The sequence below is a fragment of the Kluyvera intermedia genome, assembly GCF_021440345.1.
Lineage (GTDB): Bacteria > Pseudomonadota > Gammaproteobacteria > Enterobacterales > Enterobacteriaceae > Kluyvera > Kluyvera intermedia_A.
Genome location: NZ_JAKCNS010000019.1, coordinates 1 through 22582, shown reverse-complemented (window position 1 = coordinate 22582; position 22582 = coordinate 1). Strand labels below are relative to the sequence as shown.

The 22582-nt window shown below is 50.9% G+C and carries 13 protein-coding genes, 1 tRNA gene and 1 pseudogene; 8 read left to right on the top strand and 7 right to left on the bottom strand.

Features of this window, described 5'->3' with window-relative positions; all coding sequences use genetic code 11:
- Positions 1-72: 72 nt before the first annotated feature.
- Positions 73-1584, bottom strand: a complete 1512-nt coding sequence (pepA, locus tag LZ634_RS06320) for a leucyl aminopeptidase (protein ID WP_052282401.1) — start codon at positions 1582-1584, stop codon at positions 73-75.
- Between the two features lie 267 nt (positions 1585-1851).
- Here pepA and lptF point away from each other — a divergent pair, with 267 nt between their 5' ends.
- Together lptF and lptG are read left to right on the top strand one after the other, a co-directional pair.
- Positions 1852-2952 (top strand): LPS export ABC transporter permease LptF, encoded by a 1101-nt coding sequence (lptF, locus tag LZ634_RS06315; RefSeq protein WP_234503166.1) that lies wholly within the window; start codon positions 1852-1854, stop codon positions 2950-2952.
- Positions 2952-4034 (top strand): LPS export ABC transporter permease LptG, encoded by a 1083-nt coding sequence (gene lptG / locus LZ634_RS06310; protein WP_234503164.1) that lies wholly within the window; start codon positions 2952-2954, stop codon positions 4032-4034. Before lptF ends, lptG begins: the two co-directional genes overlap by 1 nt.
- 191 nt (positions 4035-4225) lie before the next feature.
- Here the strand turns inward: lptG and LZ634_RS06305 are convergent, their stop codons facing one another.
- Positions 4226-5725, bottom strand: coding sequence for a helicase HerA-like C-terminal domain-containing protein (locus LZ634_RS06305; RefSeq protein WP_234503162.1), 1500 nt, complete (start codon positions 5723-5725; stop codon positions 4226-4228).
- 134 nt (positions 5726-5859) lie between these two features.
- Between LZ634_RS06305 and LZ634_RS06300 the strand changes: the two genes are divergently transcribed.
- The gene (locus LZ634_RS06300) at positions 5860-7503 is read left to right on the top strand and encodes a dihydroxyacetone kinase subunit DhaK (RefSeq protein WP_234503158.1); all 1644 of its coding nucleotides are present in this window, start codon (positions 5860-5862) and stop codon (positions 7501-7503) included.
- Between the two features lie 35 nt (positions 7504-7538).
- Here LZ634_RS06300 and ahr read toward each other — a convergent pair whose 3' ends face one another.
- From ahr to LZ634_RS06285, 3 genes are all read right to left on the bottom strand, one after another.
- Positions 7539-8558 (bottom strand): NADPH-dependent aldehyde reductase Ahr, encoded by a 1020-nt coding sequence (gene ahr / locus LZ634_RS06295; RefSeq protein ID WP_052282396.1) that lies wholly within the window; start codon positions 8556-8558, stop codon positions 7539-7541.
- A 75-nt stretch (positions 8559-8633) separates the two neighbouring features.
- Positions 8634-9215, bottom strand: coding sequence for a class I SAM-dependent methyltransferase (locus LZ634_RS06290; RefSeq protein ID WP_234503156.1), 582 nt, complete (start codon positions 9213-9215; stop codon positions 8634-8636).
- Positions 9215-10228: an HNH endonuclease gene (locus LZ634_RS06285; protein WP_234503154.1), complete on the bottom strand. Its 1014-nt coding sequence runs from the start codon at positions 10226-10228 to the stop codon at positions 9215-9217. Before LZ634_RS06285 ends, LZ634_RS06290 begins: the two co-directional genes overlap by 1 nt.
- A 273-nt stretch (positions 10229-10501) precedes the next feature.
- On the opposite strand from LZ634_RS06285, the gene LZ634_RS06280 reads away from it, so the two are divergent.
- The 4 genes from LZ634_RS06280 (at position 10502) to LZ634_RS06265 (ending at position 16686) form a co-directional block, all read left to right on the top strand.
- Positions 10502-10586: transfer RNA gene (locus LZ634_RS06280), tRNA-Leu, on the top strand.
- A gap of 200 nt (positions 10587-10786) precedes the next feature.
- The gene (locus LZ634_RS06275; protein ID WP_045405068.1) at positions 10787-12055 is read left to right on the top strand and encodes a tyrosine-type recombinase/integrase; all 1269 of its coding nucleotides are present in this window, start codon (positions 10787-10789) and stop codon (positions 12053-12055) included.
- 363 nt (positions 12056-12418) lie between these two features.
- Positions 12419-14815 (top strand): AAA family ATPase, encoded by a 2397-nt coding sequence (locus LZ634_RS06270; RefSeq protein ID WP_045405071.1) that lies wholly within the window; start codon positions 12419-12421, stop codon positions 14813-14815.
- Between the two features lie 2 nt (positions 14816-14817).
- The gene (locus LZ634_RS06265; RefSeq protein ID WP_045405073.1) at positions 14818-16686 is read left to right on the top strand and encodes a UvrD-helicase domain-containing protein; all 1869 of its coding nucleotides are present in this window, start codon (positions 14818-14820) and stop codon (positions 16684-16686) included.
- Between the two features lie 563 nt (positions 16687-17249).
- Here LZ634_RS06265 and LZ634_RS06260 read toward each other — a convergent pair.
- Entirely contained in the window at positions 17250-19823 is a 2574-nt protein-coding gene (locus LZ634_RS06260) for a DEAD/DEAH box helicase (protein WP_045405077.1), read from the bottom strand.
- Positions 19820-21964, bottom strand: a complete 2145-nt coding sequence (locus tag LZ634_RS06255; RefSeq protein WP_045405079.1) for a site-specific DNA-methyltransferase — start codon at positions 21962-21964, stop codon at positions 19820-19822. The genes LZ634_RS06260 and LZ634_RS06255 overlap by 4 nt, the downstream gene beginning before the upstream one ends.
- Positions 21965-22336: 372 nt before the next feature.
- On the opposite strand from LZ634_RS06255, the pseudogene LZ634_RS06250 reads away from it, so the two are divergent.
- A pseudogene (locus LZ634_RS06250) lies at positions 22337-22567 on the top strand (IS3 family transposase); the annotation flags it as partial.
- Positions 22568-22582 lie beyond the last annotated feature (15 nt).

Below are 22582 nucleotides of genomic sequence, written 5' to 3'. Positions count from 1 at the left end.
TGGTGGATTTAAATGCTTTGCTATGTTGCACACCGTAGGCCAGATGGCCCGGCCTACGGGGCAATTTTAAACTTACTCTTCGCCGTTAAAACCCGCGCGGTTAAGCAAGAACTGGGACAGCAGCGCGACCGGACGTCCGGTTGCGCCTTTGGCTTTGCCTGAACGCCATGCGGTACCGGCGATGTCCAGGTGAGCCCAGTTATATTTACGGGTAAAGCGCGCAAGGAAGCAGCCCGCGGTGATGGCACCACCAGGACGACCGCCGATGTTCGCCATATCGGCAAAGTTAGACTCTAACTGCTCCTGGTACTCATCACCCAGCGGCAGACGCCATGCGCGGTCGCCCGCCTGCTCGGACGCGCCAATCAGCTCGTGCGCCAGCGGGTTGTGGTTCGACATCAGGCCGGTGATGTGATGACCCAGGGCAATTACGCAGGCACCGGTCAGAGTGGCCACGTCAATCACCGCTTCTGGTTCAAAGCGCTCAACGTAAGTTAAGACGTCACACAGCACCAGACGGCCTTCGGCATCGGTGTTCAGCACTTCCACGGTTTGACCGGACATGGTGGTTAGCACGTCGCCTGGACGATATGCGCGCCCACCCGGCATGTTCTCACAGCCGGCCAGTACGCCAATGACGTTAATCGGTAGCTGAAGTTCAGCGACCATACGCATCACGCCGTAGACCGCTGCCGCACCGCACATGTCGTACTTCATCTCGTCCATGCCTTCGGCAGGCTTGATGGAGATACCGCCGGAGTCGAAGGTCAGGCCTTTACCGACCAACACGATAGGGCGTACGTCTTCGGAAGCCACACCTTTATACTCAATGACCGACATCAGGGATTCGTTTTGTGAACCGTCGCCGACTGCGAGATAAGAGTGCATTCCCAGCTCTTTCATCTGCTGTTCGCCGATGACGCGGGTGATGACGTTTTTGCTGTAAGAGTCAGCCAGCTGTCGCGCCTGAGAGGCGAGGTAAGCGGCATTACAGATGTTTGGCGGCATGTTGCCGAGATCTTTCGCCGCTTTAATACCGGCGGCAATCGCCAGACCGTGCTGAATGGCGCGCTCGCCGCTGGTCAGTTCACGGCGGGTTGGCACGTTGAAGACCATTTTACGCAGCGGACGACGAGGCTCGCTTTTGTTGGTTTTCAGCTGGTCAAAGCTGTACAGCGTCTCTTTTGCCGTCTCAACCGCCTGGCGTACTTTCCAGTAGTTGTTGCGGCCTTTCACGTGCAGCTCGGTCAGGAAGCAGACCGCTTCCATCGAACCAGTATCATTCAGGGTGTTGATTGTTTTCTGAATAACCTGCTTGTACTGGCGCTCGTCCAGCTCACGCTCTTTGCCGCAGCCAATCAGCAGAATACGCTCTGACAGCACGTTTGGTACGTGGTGCAGCAATAAGGTCTGCCCCGGTTTGCCTTCCAGTTCGCCGCGGCGCAGCAGCGCACTGATATAGCCGTCGCTGATTTTATCGAGCTGTTCGGCAATGGGAGAGAGCCGACGTGGTTCGAATACGCCCACGACGATACAGGCACTCCGCTGCTTCTCCGGGCTACCACTTTTTACACTGAACTCCATGCACTACGCTCCTGAATCTTAAAGACAACGGCGGTGGCTACGGATAGAATTGCAAGCTTACGTAACTCATTTCCGCTGTTGCGGTGACTTCGTGTTAATCTTAACGTTATTACGGTGTTGGCGCGTCAGAACATTTCCTGAAACGTGAAACCGCTGAGTCATTTAATCTTAGCGATGTTTTCGACGACTCAAGAGAATAAATGACGTTTAAGCCATGAAACAAGCTATTTTCCTGCAATAAGACGGGTTTTTACGGGCGTATTTATAGTGATAATCATACGATATCTGGTGCGGGAGACGCTAAAAAGCCAGCTTGCCATCCTCTTCATCCTGCTTCTGATCTTCTTTTGTCAGAAACTGGTGAGGATTCTGGGCGCAGCGGTCGACGGTGAAATCCCGACAAACCTGGTGCTCTCATTGCTGGGACTCGGCGTGCCTGAAATGGCGCAGCTTATCCTACCGCTGAGTCTGTTCCTGGGTCTATTGATGACGCTGGGCAAACTGTATACCGAAAGTGAAATTACGGTCATGCATGCGTGTGGCCTGAGTAAAGCGGTACTGATTAAAGCGGCGATGGTACTGGCGCTGTTTACCGGTGCGGTCGCAGCAGTGAACGTGATGTGGGCGGGGCCGTGGTCGTCCCGGCATCAGGATGAAGTCCTGTCAGAGGCCAAGGCCAACCCGGGTATGGCGGCACTAGCGCAGGGGCAGTTCCAGCAGTCCAGTGATGGTAATGCGGTGCTGTTTATTGAAGGCGTAAAAGGCGCGAGTTTCCATGATGTCTTCCTGGCACAGCTTCGCCCGAAGGGCAGCGCGCGCCCATCGGTAGTTGTCGCGGATTCCGGTCAACTTTCCCAGCACAAAGATGGCTCTCAGGTCGTGACCTTGAATCAGGGTACCCGCTTTGAAGGTACCGCCTTGTTGCGCGATTTCCGCATTACCGATTTCAAAAACTACAAGGCTGTTATCGGCCATCAGGCGGTGGCATCGGATCCTACCGATACCGAACAGATGAGCATGAGCACGTTGTGGAAAACCGATACCAATCGCGCCCGCGCCGAGCTGCACTGGCGATTCACGCTGGTGGCGACGGTCTTCATTATGGCGCTGATGGTTGTCCCGCTGAGCGTGGTGAACCCGCGTCAGGGGCGCGTGCTGTCGATGCTGCCCGCCATGCTGCTTTACCTGGTGTTCTTCTTGCTGCAAACCTCGCTGAAGTCCAATGCGGGTAAAGGCAAAATCGACCCGGGTCTCTGGATGTGGATGGTAAACGTGGCCTACTTTGCACTGGCCGTGGCGTTGAACCTGTGGGATACCATCCCAATGCGCCGTATCCGCGCCCGTTTGATGCATAGAGGAGCGGTATAATGCAGCCATTTGGTGTACTTGACCGCTATATCGGCAAGACCATTTTTACCACCATCATGATGACCCTGTTCATGCTGGTGTCGCTCTCCGGCATCATTAAGTTTGTCGACCAGCTGAAAAAAGCGGGACAGGGGAGCTATGATGCGCTGGGCGCTGGGTTATACACCATTCTCAGCGCGCCGAAAGATGTGCAGATCTTCTTCCCGATGGCCGCGCTGCTTGGCGCGCTTTTGGGGCTGGGTATGCTGGCACAGCGCAGCGAACTGGTGGTGATGCAGGCATCCGGCTTTACCCGGATGCAGGTCGCGCTGGCGGTGATGAAAACGGCTATCCCTCTGGTACTGCTGACCATGGCAATGGGCGAGTGGGTGGCACCACAGGGCGAGCAGATGGCACGCAACTACCGTGCTCAGCAGATGTACGGCGGCTCGCTGCTTTCTACCCAGCAAGGGATGTGGGCGAAAGACGGCCACAGCTTTGTCTATATCGAACGCCTCAAAGGCAGCGATGAGCTGGGCGGCGTGAGTATCTACGCGTTTAACGATGAGCGTCGTTTACAGTCAGTTCGATATGCTGCCAGTGCTAAGTTTGATACCGAGCAGAAGGTGTGGCGTCTGTCGCAGGTGGACGAATCCAACCTGAGCGACCCGAAACAAATTACCGGTACGCAGACGGTAAGCGGCACCTGGAAAACCACCCTCACGCCGGACAAGTTGGGCGTGGTGGCTCTGGACCCGGATGCGCTGTCTATCAGCGGCCTGCATAACTACGTGAAGTACCTGAAAGCCAGTGGTCAGGATTCCGGTCGCTACCAGCTCAATATGTGGAGTAAGGTCTTCCAGCCGCTGTCCGTGGCGGTAATGATGCTGATGGCGCTGTCGTTTATCTTCGGTCCGCTGCGTAGCGTGGCAATGGGTGTGCGTGTGGTGACGGGGATCAGCTTTGGCTTCGTGTTCTACGTTCTCGACCAGATCTTTGGCCCGCTGACGCTGGTGTACGGCATTCCGCCAATCATCGGTGCGCTGCTGCCAAGCGCTAGCTTCTTCCTGATAAGCCTCTGGCTGATGATGCGAAAAAGCTAGTCGTAATGCTTGATGTTAAAAAACCGGCCTCGCTGCGCGACGCCGGTTTTTTTGTGCCTGAAACTTGCTGTGGGGCCGTGTGATTCCCGGGGGCGCTTTCGCTTGCCCGGGCAACGGACCGACGTACGTACAGGTTTATGTCGGCCGGATAAGGCGTTCACGCCGCCATCCGGTAAGCGAGCGATGAGGTACTAGCGGCGTCTACCGCCGAGCAGGCTTCCCAGCATGCCGCGCACGATCTGATTGGTTACCTGGCGCACGGCGCTTTTCGCTGCGGTTTGCACCAGACCATCATGCTTGCCGCCGCGCGGCCCGGTGGTGCCAAAGACAATATCCTTCAAACTCCCCAGCAGGCCACCGTCATCGTTCTGCTGGCCTTTCGCCGGCGGTGCTTCGGCCTGACCTGCGCTGTTCTGCACACCTTTTTGCAGCATCTCAAACGCTGATTCTCTGTCGACCTCATCCTCATACTTACCGTACAGCGATGAGTTATTGATAAGGCCGTTGCGTTCATCGTCGGTCACCGGCCCCATCCGTGAGTCCGGGGCTATGACCATCGCTCGTTCAACAACCGACGGGCTGCCTTTCTCATCAAGGAACGAGATTAGCGCCTCGCCGGTACCCAGTTCCTGAATCGCCTGTTCGGTGCTAAATGCCGGATTAGCTCGCATGGTCTGCGCAGCGGTTTTCACCGCTTTCTGATCCTTTGGCGTGAAGGCGCGCAGCGCGTGCTGTACGCGATTTCCCAACTGCCCAAGTACGGCATCGGGAATATCCGCCGGGTTCTGTGAGACAAAGTAGACGCCAACGGCTTTGGAGCGAATCAGACGGATGACCTGTTCGATTTTATCCAGCAACACCTGCGGCGCGTCGTTAAACAACAGATGCGCTTCGTCGAAGAAGAACACCAGTTTAGGTTTTTCCTGATCGCCAGCTTCTGGTAACTGCTCGTAAAGTTCAGAGAGCATCCACAGCAGGCTGGCGGCGTACATTTTTGGCATCTGGTAGAGCTTCTCGGCGCTGAGAATGTTGATGACGCCTTTGCCATTGCTGTCGGTACGCATCCAGTCTTTGATATCGAGCATCGGCTCGCCGAAGAAGTGTTCGGCGCCTTGTTGCTCCAGCGTCAGCAGCCCGCGCTGAATCGCCCCAACGGAGGCGCTGCTGATATTGCCGTACTGATTCTGGAATGATTTGGCGTTGTCGCCGATGTACTGGGTAATGGCGCGCAGGTCTTTAAAATCCAGCAGCAACAGACCCTGATCGTCGGCGATACGGAAGATGATATTGAGTACACCGGACTGCACCTCATTAAGGTTCAGCAGGCGCGCCAGCAGCAGCGGGCCGAGATCTGAAACGGTGGCGCGCACCGGATGGCCTTTCTCACCGAAGATATCCCATAGCACTACCGGGTTCGCGTGCGGCTCCCAGTCGGTTACGCCGATTTTATTCAGTCGCGCCAGCAGTTTCTCGGAGGCCTGGCCTTCCTTCGCAATACCGGTCAGGTCACCTTTCACATCGGCCATAAATACCGGCACGCCAATCTCGGAAAACGACTCCGCCAGTTTCTGTAAGGTGACGGTTTTCCCGGTCCCCGTGGCGCCGGTTATGAGTCCGTGACGGTTGGCCATGCCGGGAAGTAAAACCAGCTGTGTGTCCTGGGTACGTGCAATCAGCAAAGGTGCGCTCATGGGTAATCCTCCATTTTCTCTGCGTCGAGTATAGGCAAAACAACGACATTGCGGTGCGGCAAATTGTCCATTTTGCGGCGCAATATCCAGTGCGGACTATGCTTTGCATACGGTTTGCTTATTTTTGGAAGGTTATGTCCAGATTCTTTTTAAACGATCGAAAACAGCTGGTCGATGATGCGATTGAAGGTTTAGTGTTGTCCGCACCTCACGGTAATTTGCTGCGACTGGAGGTCGATCCGGCTATCCGCATCGTGGCGCGTAGCGACTGGGATAAAAGCCGGGTGGCGATTATCTCCGGCGGCGGCTCAGGCCACGAACCGGCGCATGCGGGCTTTGTTGGCAAAGGAATGCTCACCGCAGCCGTCTGCGGTGATGTCTTCGCGTCGCCCAGCGTGGATGCGGTGCTGAACGCGATTGTCGCCGTCACCGGCGATCGCGGCTGCCTGCTGATTGTTAAAAACTACACCGGCGACCGCCTGAACTTCGGCCTCGCTGCCGAGAAGGCTAAGCGTTATGGCTTAAAAGTTGAAATGGTGATTGTCGCTGACGACATTGCGTTGCCGGAAAACAAGCAGCCTCGCGGCATCGCCGGTACGGCATTCGTACATAAGATTGCCGGATACGCGGCAGAGCAGGGGAAATCGCTCAGTGAAGTGCACGCGATAGCGCAGCGCGTCTGCGACAACGTCTTCAGCCTTGGGCTGGCGATGGAGAGCTGCAATCTGCCCGGCAGCGAAGCCGAAGAACGCATTAAGCCCGGTCAGGTTGAGCTTGGACTGGGGATCCACGGGGAGCCAGGAGCATCGATAGTCAGCAGCCATAACAGTAAGACGCTGGTCGACACGCTGGCGCAGACGCTTAAAGCCTCGGTGGGCGATTCTCGCGTGGCGGTACTGATTAACAACCTGGGCGGCGTATCTGAGCTTGAGATGGCGCTGCTGACTAAAGAGCTAGCGCATTCGGCGCTGCGAGAGCAGATTGCTTATCTGATTGGCCCCGCCACGCTGGTCAGCTCGCTGGATATGAAGGGCTTTTCGCTCTCCTTGCTGATGCTGAATGACGCTACCGAACAGGCGCTGCTGGCTGAAGTTGAAACCGTTGGTTGGGTGAAGGCGAGGGCCTTTGGGCCGCTTAAAACGCTTCAACATGCCAAAGTGCACGACGCGCTGGACGTTCAGCCATCGGAGAACGCGCAGGTGCACGACGTGGTGGACCGCGCTACCCAGACGCTGCTCGGCCTTGAGGAACGTTTGAATGCGCTTGACGCGAAAGTGGGCGATGGCGATACCGGCTCGACCTTCGCGCTAGGCGCACAGGATATTGCTACTCAGCTTGCACGCCATGCGCTGCCGCTGAACGAGCCGGCGCAGCTGCTGCAGTTTGTTGGCGAACGGCTGGCGACCGTGATGGGCGGCTCTAGCGGGGTACTGATGTCGCTGTTCTTTACCGCCGCCGGGCAGGCGTTATCACAGGGCGAGTCGTTGCCGAATGCGCTGCTGGCCGGCTTAAAACAGATGAAGTTTTACGGTGGAGCGCAGGTGGGTGACAGAACGTTAATCGACGCACTACAGCCCGCGCTGGAAGCGCTGCGTGATAGTGGGTTGGAACAGGCAATTCTCGCCGCCCAGCACGGTGCGGAGAGTACGGCCACCATGCAGCAAGCCCGAGCAGGGCGTGCGTCTTATGTGAATAGCAATAACCTGAATGGCGTACCAGATCCAGGAGCCATAGCGGTGGCAGAGGTGTTTGCGGCGTTAGGCGCAGATGAGCGTTAGGAGAGAACCGGCGGCAGCGCGCCGCCGGTAAAACATCAGAAGTCAGCCTTCAGTACCACGCGGTAACGGGCTTTACCGTCGCGAACGTGCTGGATGGCATCGTTGATTTTAGACATCGGGAACAGCTCGGTAATCGGCGCGACCTTGCTGCGACCGGCAAACTTCATTAGCTTGCGCAGCTCGAACGGGTTACCGGTCGCCGAACCGGAGATGCTGCGGTCACCGCCAATCAGCGTAAACGCCGGTACCGGTAGCGGTGTCAGCACGGCACCCACGGTGTGGAAGTTACCGCCTGAAGCCAGCGCTTCGAAATACGGCTGCCAGTTTAGGTCCACGTTGACGGTGTTGATGATCAAATCAAACTGACCGGCCAGCTCTTTCAGCGCTTCCGGCGAGCGGCTATTTACCACGTGATCTGCGCCCATCGCCCGCACTTCCTGCTCTTTCGACGGATTGGAACTGAACGCCGTCACTTCCGCACCCATCGCGCGCAGTAGCTTAATGGCGATATGCCCCAGACCGCCAATCCCTATCACCCCTACGCGGCTGGTGGCGGTGACGTGATGCATCAGCAGCGGTTTAAACACCGTAATCCCACCGCACAGCATTGGGCCTGCGGTTTCGATATCAATGTTGTCTGGCAGTGGGATCACCCATTGCCAGTCGGCGCGCAGCTTATCAGCAAAACCGCCGTGGTTGAGGATGGTTGGTACCGAACCTTCGGTACAGTTAATCTGATTGCCATCGATACAAGCATCGCAGTGGCCGCAGCTTCGCGCCGTCCAGCCAATACCCACGCGCTGACCAATCTTCAACCCTTTACTCTGCGCAGCGCTGCCCAGCGCCACCACATGGCCAATCACCTCGTGGCCGGCAACCAGCGGGTATTGCGAGAAACCCCATTCGTTGTCGATCATCGACAGATCCGAGTGGCAGATACCGCAGTAATCCACCTTCACCTCAACGTCTTCCGGCAGCAGTTCACCGGCGTCGTACTCCCAAACTTCCAGTTCCGCTCCGGCATTTTTAGCGGCGTAGCTTTTTATTATGGACATTGTGTATCTCTTTCGTGTGGTGTTGAACTGAGAGTGTAGAGCATGCTGGAGGCAGGCGCTTGGCGGAAGGGGGGATTATGGGTGCTTCAGTAATAGTGCATTTAGCCACATTTCGCTGCGATCGGGGCGCTGATCCTCGGTTATCCAGTGACGTGTCAGCGTGATGTCTTCAAGCGTAGACAGCAGTGTATTCAGCCGCTGCTCGTTAAGGTCGGTAAAATGTCGTCCATCTTTGAGGCGTTCGCTATCGCCATATTTAAAAGAGGCATACCAGATACCGCCAGGCTTTAGCGCCCGAGCGAGCTTTGCCATCGCTGCGGGTAACTCCATGGCGCTGACGTGTAGCAGCGAAGCGCAGCACCAAATCCCCTCGTAGCGAGCGACGGCATCGACGTCGCTAAAGGTCATTTGCTTAACGGCCAGACCGGTATGCTGACTTGCGAGAATCGCCATTTCCGCCGTTGCATCGAAGGCCTCAACGCGATAGCCCCGCTGTAAAAATGCTTTACTGTCGCGTCCGGAACCACAGCCGGCATCCAGAACCCAGCCGTTTTTTGGAATGTGTTCCAGAAAAGGGCGGTAGAGAGCGTTCATATCGACGTTGACCGTGGCGCTGAAAAAATCGTCGGCGTGTTGTTGATAATATTTAAGCGTCATCAGAATGTATCCGTTCCCTGTGCGGCTGGCTCCCATTGGTGGAACAGTACTTGTAGCGCATCGTTCCAACTGGTTGCCAGAAATTTTTCGCGCTGCGCCGTGGTGGTACCCGTTTGGCGAATGAGCGTTTCGCGTAGCGGCAGGTGGCTATTAATAAAGTACTCGTTTCTCTCGTTCAGGCGCTGAAGCAGCTTGCGCGAGGGCAGGCGGGCGAACTTGCCTTTTTCGCCCCGGTTACACTCTTTGCATGCCAGCACCAGATTCCAGACACCGTCCACGTTACGCACCCGGTCGCGAGCCTTCCATGGGATAAAGTGATCGACATCGGCAAGCGCCTCATCTCCAGGACGCAGGCTGATTGGCGCAAAACAGTAGAAGCAACGCCCCTTTTGGTAGCCGTTAAGGCTATCGCGGCAGCTTGAGATTGCGACTCGGCGATCGTTGTTACGGCTAAACAGCATCTGATCGCTGTAGTCATACTCCACGTTGATAAGCTGGCTGGAGATGTTCAGCGCCCATGCTTGTTCCACAAGACTCCAGCGCGCATCGGTTTCAAAACTGAGATTTTGATACTGCTGGCGCTCACCCAGACGGTAGAAATTATCGGTCAGACGGATGCCCTTATGGCTTTTACGCTCATCAATAAAAAAGCGTTTGTCGATTTCACCCTGATTCACATTGTGAAACGCATCAATCACATTATTAAAGCCCTGGCGAACCGTTATGGCAGTGAGCGCATCACGGCTGATCTCGCTTGCATTGAACTGTGAACAAGCAGCAATAAACTGGCTGCTGCGTGAAGTGATCTGCTTTGGCGCATGCTGTAAATGACGGCACAAATGATCGCTGAACGGCACGGCCAGGTCGTCGAGTAAAATCAGATCGCTGCCCTCTGGTTTCACGTCGTACAGGGCATGCGCGAGCGCAAATTTGTAGGATGCGACATTTTTGCCAAAGAGAATAATCCCGCGCCAGTAGTTTTCCAGCGTAGGTTCAACCTGATAGAAACGCATAACGGTGTCCTGAGATCGGATTGTGAGTACTTGATTCAGTTACACGATCTCATAACAAACCGGCGTAAATGTAAACCGCCCTGATCACGTTGCTTTTTTTTGCGAAGCGGATTCAGAGAAAAAGGATTGGTTGGGTATTCCGTAAGGGCTAGTGGCCGTTTTAGCCTAGGGAGCGACGTTTTTTTAGACACTTAGCAGCATGATAGATGACTGATGCTTGCATGGCAGCGCGCGGCAGGTATAATCCACAACGTTTTCCGCATACCTTTCCGTGCCGGAGTGGCGAAATCGGTAGACGCAGTTGATTCAAAATCAACCGTAGAAATACGTGCCGGTTCGAGTCCGGCCTTCGGCACCAAAAGCATGTAAATAGACCTCAACTGAGGTCTTTTTTTATGTCTGAAATCCGCGCCACACAAGGCTTTCCACGATTTTCTCCTCAACTGAAGTCAACCTAACTCAACCCACATCAATAAGCCTGTGAGTATACTAATGAGTATATTTGCCGATTCGATATTGCTTGTATACTCACGAAATACCAATGGAAGGAGGACCATTATGGCCCTAACGGATACTAAAGTTCGTTCTGCGAAACCTGAGGAGAAAGAGTATTCACTTGTTGACGGTGACGGCATGTTTTTACTTGTAAAACCTAACGGTTCCAAGTATTGGCGATTTCGTTTCCGTTTTGGCGGTAAACAGCATTTGATGGCGTTCGGTGTCTATCCTGAAATTTCACTGGCGGATGCCAGGAAGAAAAGGGAAGAAGCCAGAAAGCTGGTAGCTGCTGGTATCGATCCTCGTGAGCATAAACGTGCTGCGAAAGAAGAGCAGGCGAAAGAGATTATTACTTTCGAGAAGGTTGCCAGAGAGTGGCTTGCGACTAACCAAAAATGGTCTGAAGATCATGCTAATCGCGTAAAAAAGAGCCTGGAGGACAATATCTTCCCGGCAATTGGTGCTCGCAATATTGCTGAACTGGGTACCCGCGATCTGTTAATTCCCATTAAAGCCGTCGAGACATCAGGCCGTCTTGAAGTGGCCTCCCGTCTTCAACAGCGCACCACGGCCATCATGCGTTATGCGGTTCAAAGCGGGTTGATTGATTACAACCCGGCGCAGGAGATGGCTGGAGCCGTCGCATCTGGCAATCGACAACATCGCCCGGCGCTGGAATTAAAGCGCATCCCTGAATTACTTCAGAAAATAGACGGCTATACCGGCAGGCCGTTAACCCGTTGGGCAACGGAACTCACTTTGCTTATCTTTATTCGATCCAGTGAGCTGCGTTTTGCTCGCTGGTCAGAGATCGATTTTGAAACGTCAATGTGGACCATCCCGCCTGAGCGAGAACCTATTCCCGGCGTGAAACATTCTCAGCGAGGATCAAAGATGCGTACACCTCATCTGGTGCCGCTTTCAAGGCAGGCGCTGGCAATCCTGAAGCAGATAAAACAGTTTTGCGGAGAACATGAGTTGATTTTCATTGGCGATCACGATCCGCGCAAGCCCATGAGTGAAAACACGGTCAACAGTGCTCTGCGGGTTATGGGTTATGACACTAAAGTTGAAATTTGCGGCCACGGCTTCCGTACAATGGCTTGTAGTTCGTTGATTGAGTCAGGGCTATGGTCGAAGGATGCGGTGGAGCGCCAAATGAGCCATATGGAACGTAATTCAGTGCGCGCGGCATATATTCATAAGGCGGAATTTATCGATGAACGTAGGCTGATGCTGCAATGGTGGGCTGATTTTCTGGATGCTAACCGGGATAATGGGATTCCGCCGTTTGACTATGCAAAGATCAATCGCGGTAGGCGCAATTGATGCGCTGGCGGTAAACCAGTTGTAGATTTATGTTCGCTATTAAACCCAAACCGTAAGGCCCGAAATGCGTCAGTTTGGCAGGGCTTACCTGCTTGCCGGTTAACGGAGTTGAGTTGACAACACTGCTTTCCAGGGAGCTGAAAGGCTAGGGGCAAACATTGTCTTGACGCCAAGAATACTGATCTGGATAAAACTATGCTAGGAAGAACGGATAATCCGCTAGACAGCAACATTTAAAATAAATACAACATTAAAGTAATCGCTGCTGTTGTTCTCTGCGCAGCCCTAAAATCATCACCTTATCAAATATGCCGATCATGACATTTAGGATGCATCTCGGCATTACTTAGGAAAGGAAGCCAGATGAAAATTGAATATATTGATATCCAGAACTACAGAAAGCTTAAAACTTGCAGAATTCGTCTGACTGACGAAGAAACACTGCTCGTTGGGGCAAATAACAGCGGCAAGACGTCAGCAATGGATGCGCTTATTTTCTTTCTGGATCAACGAGGAAGAACGGCTGCGAGCATCGCATCGGGTAAATCTCCATCTTCACGAAAATTAGGCGCAGCCGATTTCACCCTATCAAATTGGCATCAGCTTAATCAATTTGGTCAAGCATGGGCGAACGCCGAAGAGGTTGGCGAAAAAATCAGTGACTGGCAGCCCTTATGCCCAACGCTGGATGTCTGGTTAAAAGTCGAGAAAAATGAAGTCCATCGGGTACGGCACCTAATACCGACATTAAAATGGGATGGCGGACTGTTAGGCATTCGGATGATTTATCAACCCAAAGATCTTGATGCCCTAAAAGCAGACTTTATTGCCCACTTCAAGGCCGCTGAGCAGCTTAAAATCTCGGCAGAAAAAAATGCCGAAAAAGCTCAAGGTGGTTCAGCATCTGAGCTCAGTGATTTCAAATTTTCAGTCTGGCCGGGATCGTTGCGTGAATACCTTGAAAGAGAGGTGTCTAAAGCTTTTGAGATAAAATCTTACATCCTAGATCCCGCAAAACTTATCACGGACCAAGGAAGCAAATTCCTCCCTCAGGTTCTTGTCGAGGGGCAACTTCCGCTAGATTTTTATCCTTTCAATGGACTGTTCAAAGTAGATATCATTGATGCTACTCGTGGGTTTTCAGATCCCTATGTGGCAACAGGTTCTCAGCATGGTGCCTCTAATCTGGCTAGCCAGATTAACCAGTACTACAATCGGCATTTAAATCCTACCGATCTTCCTTGTGACGAAGATTTGGATGCCCTCGAAGCCATCGCCTATGCTCAACACTCCTTTGATGGAAGACTTAACAAGGTGTTTAACAAACCCTTGAAAGAGATAGAGACGCTGGGGTATCCGGGGTTCAGCGATCCCCATATCAGATTATCTAGCAGGGTTAATCCGATCGATAATTTGGACCACGAAGCGGCCATTCTTTTTGAGATCCAGAAAACTAGCCACGCCGCAGGGGTGCCTCTGATGAGTCTGTCAGAGAAATATAACGGGCTTGGCTACAAAAATCTGATATCCATGGTTTTTACAATGATGAGCTTTAGGGATCAATGGATGCGCGTCGGTAAAGCCGGCCTAAGAAAACCAGAGGAAGATGTCTTTGTTGAGCCTCTTCACCTTATTCTGATTGAAGAGCCGGAAGCTCACCTGCACGCGCAGGTTCAGCAGGTGTTTATCAAAAAAGCTTATTCGGTGCTGCGCAATCATGATGATTTGCGGACTTCCAAGAGGTTCTCGAGCCAACTGGTGGTCAGCACACATTCAAGCTACCTTGCGCATGAAGTGGGCTTTGAAAAGCTCAGGTACTTCAAACGTAAACCCGCTACAGGTCCGCATGACGTGCCGACTGCGGACGTTATTGATCTGTCCTGTACTTTTGGCAACGGTAAAATCCGCTCGGATGATGTCTTACAAACGGCTCAGTTCGTGGCTCGCTATCTCAAAACCACACACTGCGATCTCTTTTTTGCGAACGGGATTATTCTAGTCGAGGGGGCGGCAGAACGTATCCTGATGCCGCATTTTATCCGTAATAATCCCAACGCTAATACAAGTTTGGACAACAGCTACATTTCGATTCTGGAGGTAGGAGGAGCCCATGCTCACCGGCTGAGGGCATTGATTGACATACTTGGGATTCCCACCCTTGTCGTCACTGATACGGATGCTCAAAAGCCTCCACTCAAACTACCGGCAGATGTTCAAAAAGTTAGCTCAGGAAATAAACCCAAAGCTATCAGGCCTGAATTTGGCAAGGGATATATTACTGGCAGCCATACCATAAAAATTTGGCTCGATGTTGAGGGAGGGCTGGATACGGTCCTTAGAATGCCGGAGCATGAGAAAATTCGTGGTAAGGTCAGGATTGCATTTCAATATGGTATTCCCATTAAATTTGGAAAAGAGGAGGAGGCCGAGGCTTTCCCTTACACATTTGAAGATGCTATTGCATTGACGAATCCCGAGTTGTTCAAAAAAGTAGAAAAACCTACCGGGATGATGAAAAAAATGCAGGATGCTCTTAACCTCGATACGCTTGAACAGTGCTGTGAAAAACTCTATTTGGCACTCAAAGATGACAAAGCCGAGATGGCACTCGATTTATTGTACTGTGCTGACCCCGCCGAACTCGCCGCGCCTAAATATATTCAAGAGGGGCTGGACTGGCTTAAAAAAGAGCTGGAAGTGGCGAGTAGAGACCTTACGCCGGAAGTGCCGAAAGTCACTGACGTTTGGGAGGGGGAATAATCATGGAGACACCATCCACGAACGAACCTGTGGTAGAAGAGCTTTTCAGTTATCTTGATCTGGAGAATCCCAGAAGTTTTCTGCTTTTTGCCGGTGCGGGATCTGGAAAAACCCGTACGTTGGTCAGTGTGCTGGAGAAAATGAAACAAAGGTATTCTTCGGAGCTGTCTAGATGCGGAAAAAGAATAGGCATTATTACGTTTACAAATGCAGCCTGCGAGGAAGTACAACGGCGATTATTTTTTGATGCCAATTTCATGGTTTCAACCATACACAGTTTTTGCTGGGACTTGATCAACCCATTTACATCAGATATAAAGTTATGGCTTAAAAATGAACTCGAGAAGAGTATTGAACAACTCACCCGCGACATTGAAAAAAGCAGAAAACCTGATGGTATTACGGCGCAAAGAAACAGACGGAGTTTAGCCAGCAAAACGAAACGGCTGCAATACCTCGATAAAATTCAAAAATTCAGCTATTCCCCTACAAGCAACAGGCCTGAAAAAGGGGCGTTAAATCATAGTGAAGTGATCAACGTCACCGCTTATCTCCTCCAAAATGAAGCTCTACTCAGAGAGATTTTATTTAGCAGATTCCCAGTGCTTTTGATTGATGAAAGCCAAGACACGAATAAATATCTTATCGAATCGTTAATTATGACACAGCAGGAGCATCCCACCAAATTCTGCATTGGATTGTTCGGCGATATGATGCAGCAGATATTCAGCGGGGGAAAATCCGACTTAGCCTCTCCTCTACCCCCTGGATGGGAGTCACCAGAGATAATAATTAATCACCGTTCACCAGTGAGAATTGTCACTTTGATTAACTCCATCAGGCAATTCAATGATGCATATATTCAGGAGCCGCGCCCTGACGCCCAGCCTGGAACTGCGCGCTTGTTTGTGGTTGACATGAACACCCACAAGGAAAGAGCCGATATTGAGCGTCAGGTCGCTGAATATATGGCTGAACAGGCGGCTGATACTGAATGGAATAACAAACAATCAGTCATGGTACTGACGCTTGAACACCATATGGCTGCCAGACGTGGTGAGTTCGAAAACTTCTTTCTGCCCCTTCTAGAGGTCGAAAGATTGGGTGATGCAGCAATCAATGGGGATAGTCAAGAGATAACATTCTTATCCTCACAACTATGGCCACTTATTGACGCAATTCGCAGTGATGATGATTTTAAAATTGCTACAATCATGCGTAAGTACTCCCCTGTTTTTTCGAGTTCGCGCCTCGAATATGCAGACGATCCACTATTGCTCTTCCGTGAAGCACAATGCCAAATAGACAAGATAAAAGTGCTTCTTGGCGAGAACTTGGCGTTCCCCATTCTAGAAGTGTGCAAACTGATTCATGAAGGGGAATTGCTGATCTTGCCTGAGGCTTTCCAGCTTCACCTAGCGCTGGTGCCACATAAGGATGATGAATCCACGGAGGAAGTGGACGTCAACAAAGAGCATGAAGCATGGAGCAGATCTTTGAGCGCATCCGTCCGTGAACTGGAAAATTATATTAGCTATATTTCATCTACATCTTCCTACGATACTCATCAGGGAGTGAAGGGACTGCAGTTTCCTCGAGTCATGGCTATTCTGGATGATGAAGAGGCCCGTGGATTCATGTTTAGTTACGATAAGCTACTGGGCGTCATACCGCACTCTAAAACGGATCAGGAAAACGAAAGTGCGGGGGGTGACTCTTCGCCTAAAAGATCGCGCCGCCTTTTTTATGTTATCTGCAGCAGGGCACAGGAGAGCCTCGCTGTCGTTGCATACACTAAAGCGCCCTATTTAGTTGAACGGACCGTAATTGAGTCAGGTTGGTTCGTAAAGGAAGAAATTATGCATATGTGAACGGGGCCATGTATGGTGAAGGATAATGAGGATGACTTTCCAAAGGAGCAGAATACCGCGATTGGGTACCGGTCAATTTAAAAAATCAGGCATATAGATTTATGGCAAGTTCTGTTTTGGTACAGTGGGGACACTCCAATATAATTGACAAGTGAAGCCACTACAATAGGTGGCTTTATTTATATTCATCGGGTAAGGATTGCTATCCTAAATAAATCTGGAAGCTATCAATATTGAATATATTAATAGGCAGGCTCAGTTCATTGTGTTAATTATTCTTTCAGCCAAATGTCCTCTTATGGCTGTGAGTTCAAATGATGCACGCAATACACTTATTGAACCGTTCTGCGGGTGATTCATAGTCTAGCGTTTTTCTCGGCCTTTCGTTGAGCTGAGCAGGATATGTAGATGCAGGCTGAATGGTATGCTTCCGTAATCGTAATTAATTGGATTATATGTCTGAATTTTATGAAAAATAACTTGATGAGGGGGCCGTGGATAGTATTTTTATAAAATGGCCTTTTACTTATAAAAGGCCATTCCGATCCCAGATTACCAATAGGTTACTGATAATAGCCAGCAAAATTGCTGCTGAATAATAATTCTGCATTTTCAGCTACAGCTATAGCATTTCGTACATCTTGCTGTTTCAAATCTAACACCCGTAATTTACCTTTTACTTCGGCGACGGATTCGATTCGCCTATAAGCATCAGGATGGTGTTCGGCATATAGCGCCAGTCCTTTCAGTTTAGGCAAGGCATCAGCCAGATGAAGGCCATGTGGATCTACCAGGTCCACAATCATTTCGCCATCCTGTTCGGCAAAGAATAGGAAATCGGGACGAACAATTTTGTATTGTTCGGCTTCAACATAAGCGATTCCTAGTGACGACTGCCCTGTGTATTGTGGATTTCGATACCAGAAAGCAAATCCTTCACGTTTGGTTTCGATCTCAAAAACCGTGGTTTCCCAATGGTTCAACTGAGCCGGATAATTCCCGTTTTCGTCACACAACAAATGGTGTTTCCAGACAGGAAGGTCGGTTTCCTTCTCACCTTCACGCGCCCTGGTCATTTCAAACTTGTTCTCCGGCTTGACCAGATCCACGTCCTGCGGTTCGGTACTCATTTCGGCGATTTGACGATAAGCCTCTCTACGCTCATCTTTCAAGGTCTTAATCTGCTGCGTGTACTCAGCCAGCCACGCCTTCGCCAGTTTATCAGCCTCGGCATCGAAGTAATCCTGCACCTCCATCACTAGCCCCAAACCAGCAACGGTCACACGAGCTTCCATGATTGCTTCCAAATACTCCTCAGCATCCTCTTCTCGATCCGCGACCTTATCGGCCAGATATTCGACATAGGTACGTGAAACATCTGGGCTGAAGATTCGGGCTGCGCGCCGGTAGGCGTCATCAATCACCGCTACGTCCGCCTCCTCCCAGAATTCGTTGAAGGTCATTGCTTTATTCTTCAGGCTGGCAACTACAGCTTTACCATCCACTACGAGCACTGCATTGCGCTTGTTTTTGATTTTTTCAGCATTTTCTGTTTGGAATTTGTCCAGGACAGCGTGCAAAGCAGCATGGGCTTTCCTGACTGCCCCATCAAGAATGCCGTCATCAACCAGTTCCTGTGCCAGCGCGGTCAGACGTCTGGCTGGTCTGGCTCCTTTCTGTGGTCGGGTTTGTGAAGGTAGCGCTTCAAATACTTCCCATACGGCAGCTGAAGCCGCCGGGTTAGGTTTCATCTCCACAGGGTTAACCAAGATACGTCCGCTCGGAGGGGATGTATCATCGCCCTTAAACAGGGTATTGACGACATCTCTCACTGTATTGGTATTAAACTTGGGCAACAGGCATTCGACAGAGTTTAAGCGCTCATTACCCGGAATACGTCTGGCCAGTGGAGTTCGTACCATACGCCCCAGTAATTGCGTAATATGCGTTTTGTCGCTGGCAGCGCGGAAGGAAACCATTACTTCGGCACGCGGGCAATCCCAGCCAGTGCTGATTGCATCTTTAGCAATCAGTACTCGCACCCAAGTTGATTCCTGCACCCGCTGCGGTTCAATATAATGTACCTGGTGTTGGCCGAAACGCTGTGTGGTATGTTCACCGAAAACATGAGCAACACTGTCAATGGGCAATTCGGGGTAGCGAGAGAATAGCGTATCCAGCCAACGCCCCACTTCGTTCGGGTCAGGCGTATTGGGTACCTGGAATACCATCAGCGGCACTACTTCGCGCGCAGTTTCCTGCTGTTTTGCATACTCTGCCCAGGCATCGGTCACTTCCCTGAGTCTGTCGGCAGCACGGCGTACCCATACAGTATCGAAGTCTCCGGCTTCATCCGGTACACCAAGAATGATATCGTCCTTGATAAGTCCCGATTCCTGCACTTTAGCTGAGTCAACCACCACGTTCGGCAGTTTGACATGATGACCGGCATTGGCAATAGCATTGTCGAAACGTTCAACTGTGGCAGAAATACCCCACACTACTGGAATACCTTTCACTCCAGCCGAACCATTGATTAGACGTTGCACAATAGTACTCTTAGCAGCTTCACTGGAAGCCGTTGACGAACCCATACCTCTGTGCGCTTCGTCAAGCACCAGATAGAGGGTTAGATCCGGGTCTTCAATGGTGTTCTGGATGGTATCCCATAGCGTATAAGCCTGTGCATCAGGAGCTGCTTCGAAGAGCCCGCCTTTATCATCGAACCCGCGTACCAGCAGGCTTTTTTTGCCAAACTTCTGCGTGTTAAGGAAATAGATTTTTCCAGCCTGAAATTTGCGCCGACTGAAAGGATGTTCAACCACAACCATATCGTTGTAGTTGATACGGTCACTGGCTTCCATCAAGCGAAAGCGGGTTTGCTCGTTCAGTGCAGGATCGTCACTGAACCAGATTACTACCGCGCCAGGATCGGCATCGAAATTAAACTCGTCGTCGCCATGAAACAATGCTTCAAACGCAGCGGCAGCCATGACGGTCTTACCCGCACCGGTCACAGCCGTTAAGGAGAAGGCGCTCTTGTCATTTTCGTTATGCCAGAAACGGCGAGCTTTTCTGAGATTCACCAGCGAATCACGTACAGCATCACGCTGGTAGTCTTTGAGAGTGAACTTCATTCTGTTAATTCCCCACTGGTGAAGCTGAAATTGGTCAGGTACGATTCATACAAACGTACCGGCTCAACACCTTTTGGCAGACGTCTGGTGACAGCTTGGAAGTGGCGGTCATCGTCAGTGACGATAAAGGCTACTCGTATGTCACTGGTTTGGCTAATGGCTTCAATGAAAGGCGTAGCCTGATCTACGACTGACAGCAGGCCATAGGTATCTGCCACCGCCCATCCTTCAAGAGGCAGTGTGTCAATACGTTTGCCGCGTGCCCCTGCGCGTAGCCAGAGTAACGGCGCAATTCGGGTATAAGCCAAGTTGTGACTAACTGATTTCTCAGCTTCGTAGGTTAGGGTAAAAAACTCAGCATTTTCCTCAATACCTTCAGAGATTGGGAATAAATCGGTAAATTTATAATCACCTTTAATCGGTTTACCATCGGGAGTCTTGCCTGTGATGGCAGCAAGCACACGTGGCTTGGTTATATAGTCACATATACCCCATTTTTCCCATTCGGGATCACCTGGTCGAAGGCCCTGTTCACGCAACAGTTTTTGTTCATCGGCCGCTACTTCGTTGTTAGTGACAGATATGCACTGACGGCAACCTCCGTCTTGCTTGTTCAGACGCATGACTGCGTGGGCAGTGGTTCCAGAACCACTGAAAAAGTCAAGCACTACTGCATTAGGATTATTTATTACAAAAAATCTGAGCGCATCTTCAACGGCGTAGAGTGATTTTGGGAATGGAAAGGTACGGCCCGGGAGCAAAGACCGAAGTAGATTTGAACCATGATGCCCTGCGCTATGACTAGAGACATTCCAAATAGTTGTTGGCCGGTATTCTGCTTGAGTAGTTTCCCCATTTTCATTTTCAGTTATGATAGAACCATCATAATTATGACCTATTACTTTATATTCTCCACTCGCAACTTTTGCTCTTTCACCAGCCTTAAGATATGCAATAGCAGTTTCTGTACCATTTGGCTTGCCTAATCGTGCATGGCCTTCAAGAATTAGATTACGTAATGCCTCTGGTCCTACTTGCCAGCGACCTTCTGAAGAATCTCTTCGCAGAGGCCATATGGCTACACAACCATCAGGAATACTGATAGATGATCTTTCAACATTTATAGCTATTGGATCACCAACGGAGTGGAATTTCGAGCAATCTGATGTCAAAAATATCGGGTAAAACATTTGAGGTCTAGCTTGGCGGGTAGCTTCAGTGCCCGTTCTTTTTAAACTAGCCCAATGAATAGACCCTCGCACAGTACTTGTTTCTTGCCCATTTGACCATTCTTCAGGAAGCCGCAGGGGCGTCACACTTGAATTACCAAAATAGACAAAATAAATGTATTCATCTGAGCGTTTGAACTGAGTTCCCCGAGTGCTACCTTGAGGGGATATAACGCTACTGACCATTTGAATTTTTGCATTTTGAAACGTTTGTTCAAGCAACAGCCCTAGCCGTAAATATTCTTTCTCATCAATAGTCACGATTAGCACTGAATTATCTGGGTTCAATAATTCTTGCGCAATAAGCAAACGACGTTCCATAAAAGCCAGCCACTTACTATGTCGATAAATATCGTCACCTTCGACATAATCGTTATTGTATTTCCAGTCTTTTGCTCCCGTGTTATATGGTGGGTCAATATAGATGACGTCTACCTTGCCCCTGTGCGTGTAGGTCAACGCTTTCAACACATGGTAGTTCTCGCCATTGATTACTGAATGGTAAGGTTTGTCACCACCACGCTGTACTTTTCCTGTACTGACCAGACCCGGCCAGATCGTGTCACGAAATTCAGCTATAACCACTAGGTCACTTAGCGTTACTGTCTGAGTCTCGACATCAGCTGCGCCCAGCAATTCTAGATCGGCTGTCTTCTTCGCTTTATGGATTGCTTTCACTTGCCACAATCGCTGGTCACCTTTCTTGGTGGAGCCACGTTCTGGCAAAATGCGCACTTTATCTCCCTTGCGCACTGGTCGCAATGGTAACTCTACGACTTCAGGGCTATGTCGCTCGAAATTCAGCCCGAAGGGAAGACGTGACGACAGGATCTTGATTTCTCGATCAAGATCAGCGCCCAGTTGCGGGTCTTTGGCCTTCGCTTTAGCTATTAAATCAGTCAGCCTGGACATATATTCCTTGTTTCTTATCAATTTTAAGCATTGTAGGTTCTTAACGTTCGGCTCTCAGGAAAGCCCAATACGTTGATTCACAGAAGGAATCAGAACGCTGAAAAATTGGCGGTAATATTAACACTATGCAATGAATTCGGCGATCCCAAAACCGAGAGTTTCGGGGGGGGGGGCCTTTGGTTCTGGATACACATTCGGGTAATGGTGGTGTTCGACCTCTGCCATGTTCAAACTTTGGGGACAGCTGGTTATCCCAGTGTTTTGATGAAACAGTTGGACAGGTTTCGACGTCGGTTAACCAGCGAATCAATGTCAGGCCAAAGCGCCATTCTGACCACCAGCAATCGTGGATTCGCTTTCAGTGCCTGTCTTCTGTGGGGCATCATGACTGCTAAAGGCAACAGCTACGATAATGCCTGTGCAGAAGGAAAGCTTCTTTCATTCACTGAAGATGGAATGCGTGCACGGATAGCGCTTTGTCAGCCGTGAACTGATGCGAATGGCTGTGTTTAATTATATCTATTGTGATTACAAGAGCTGGCCTCGTCACAGTGCCTGTGGCGGTCTCAGCCCGGAACAGTTGAAAACCAGAACCTCGCTTAGGGAAGGTGCGAACAA

Coding starts and splice junctions, on each gene's coding strand:
- pepA (WP_052282401.1), bottom strand. CDS start 1,584: ATGGAGTTCAGTGTAAAAAGTGGTAGCCCGGAGAAGCAGCGGAGTGCC.
- lptG (WP_234503164.1), top strand. CDS start 2,952: ATGCAGCCATTTGGTGTACTTGACCGCTATATCGGCAAGACCATTTTT.
- LZ634_RS06305 (WP_234503162.1), bottom strand. CDS start 5,725: ATGAGCGCACCTTTGCTGATTGCACGTACCCAGGACACACAGCTGGTT.
- LZ634_RS06300 (WP_234503158.1), top strand. CDS start 5,860: ATGTCCAGATTCTTTTTAAACGATCGAAAACAGCTGGTCGATGATGCG.
- ahr (WP_052282396.1), bottom strand. CDS start 8,558: ATGTCCATAATAAAAAGCTACGCCGCTAAAAATGCCGGAGCGGAACTG.
- LZ634_RS06290 (WP_234503156.1), bottom strand. CDS start 9,215: ATGACGCTTAAATATTATCAACAACACGCCGACGATTTTTTCAGCGCC.
- LZ634_RS06285 (WP_234503154.1), bottom strand. CDS start 10,228: ATGCGTTTCTATCAGGTTGAACCTACGCTGGAAAACTACTGGCGCGGG.
- LZ634_RS06275 (WP_045405068.1), top strand. CDS start 10,787: ATGGCCCTAACGGATACTAAAGTTCGTTCTGCGAAACCTGAGGAGAAA.
- LZ634_RS06270 (WP_045405071.1), top strand. CDS start 12,419: ATGAAAATTGAATATATTGATATCCAGAACTACAGAAAGCTTAAAACT.
- LZ634_RS06265 (WP_045405073.1), top strand. CDS start 14,818: ATGGAGACACCATCCACGAACGAACCTGTGGTAGAAGAGCTTTTCAGT.
- LZ634_RS06260 (WP_045405077.1), bottom strand. CDS start 19,823: ATGAAGTTCACTCTCAAAGACTACCAGCGTGATGCTGTACGTGATTCG.
- LZ634_RS06255 (WP_045405079.1), bottom strand. CDS start 21,964: ATGTCCAGGCTGACTGATTTAATAGCTAAAGCGAAGGCCAAAGACCCG.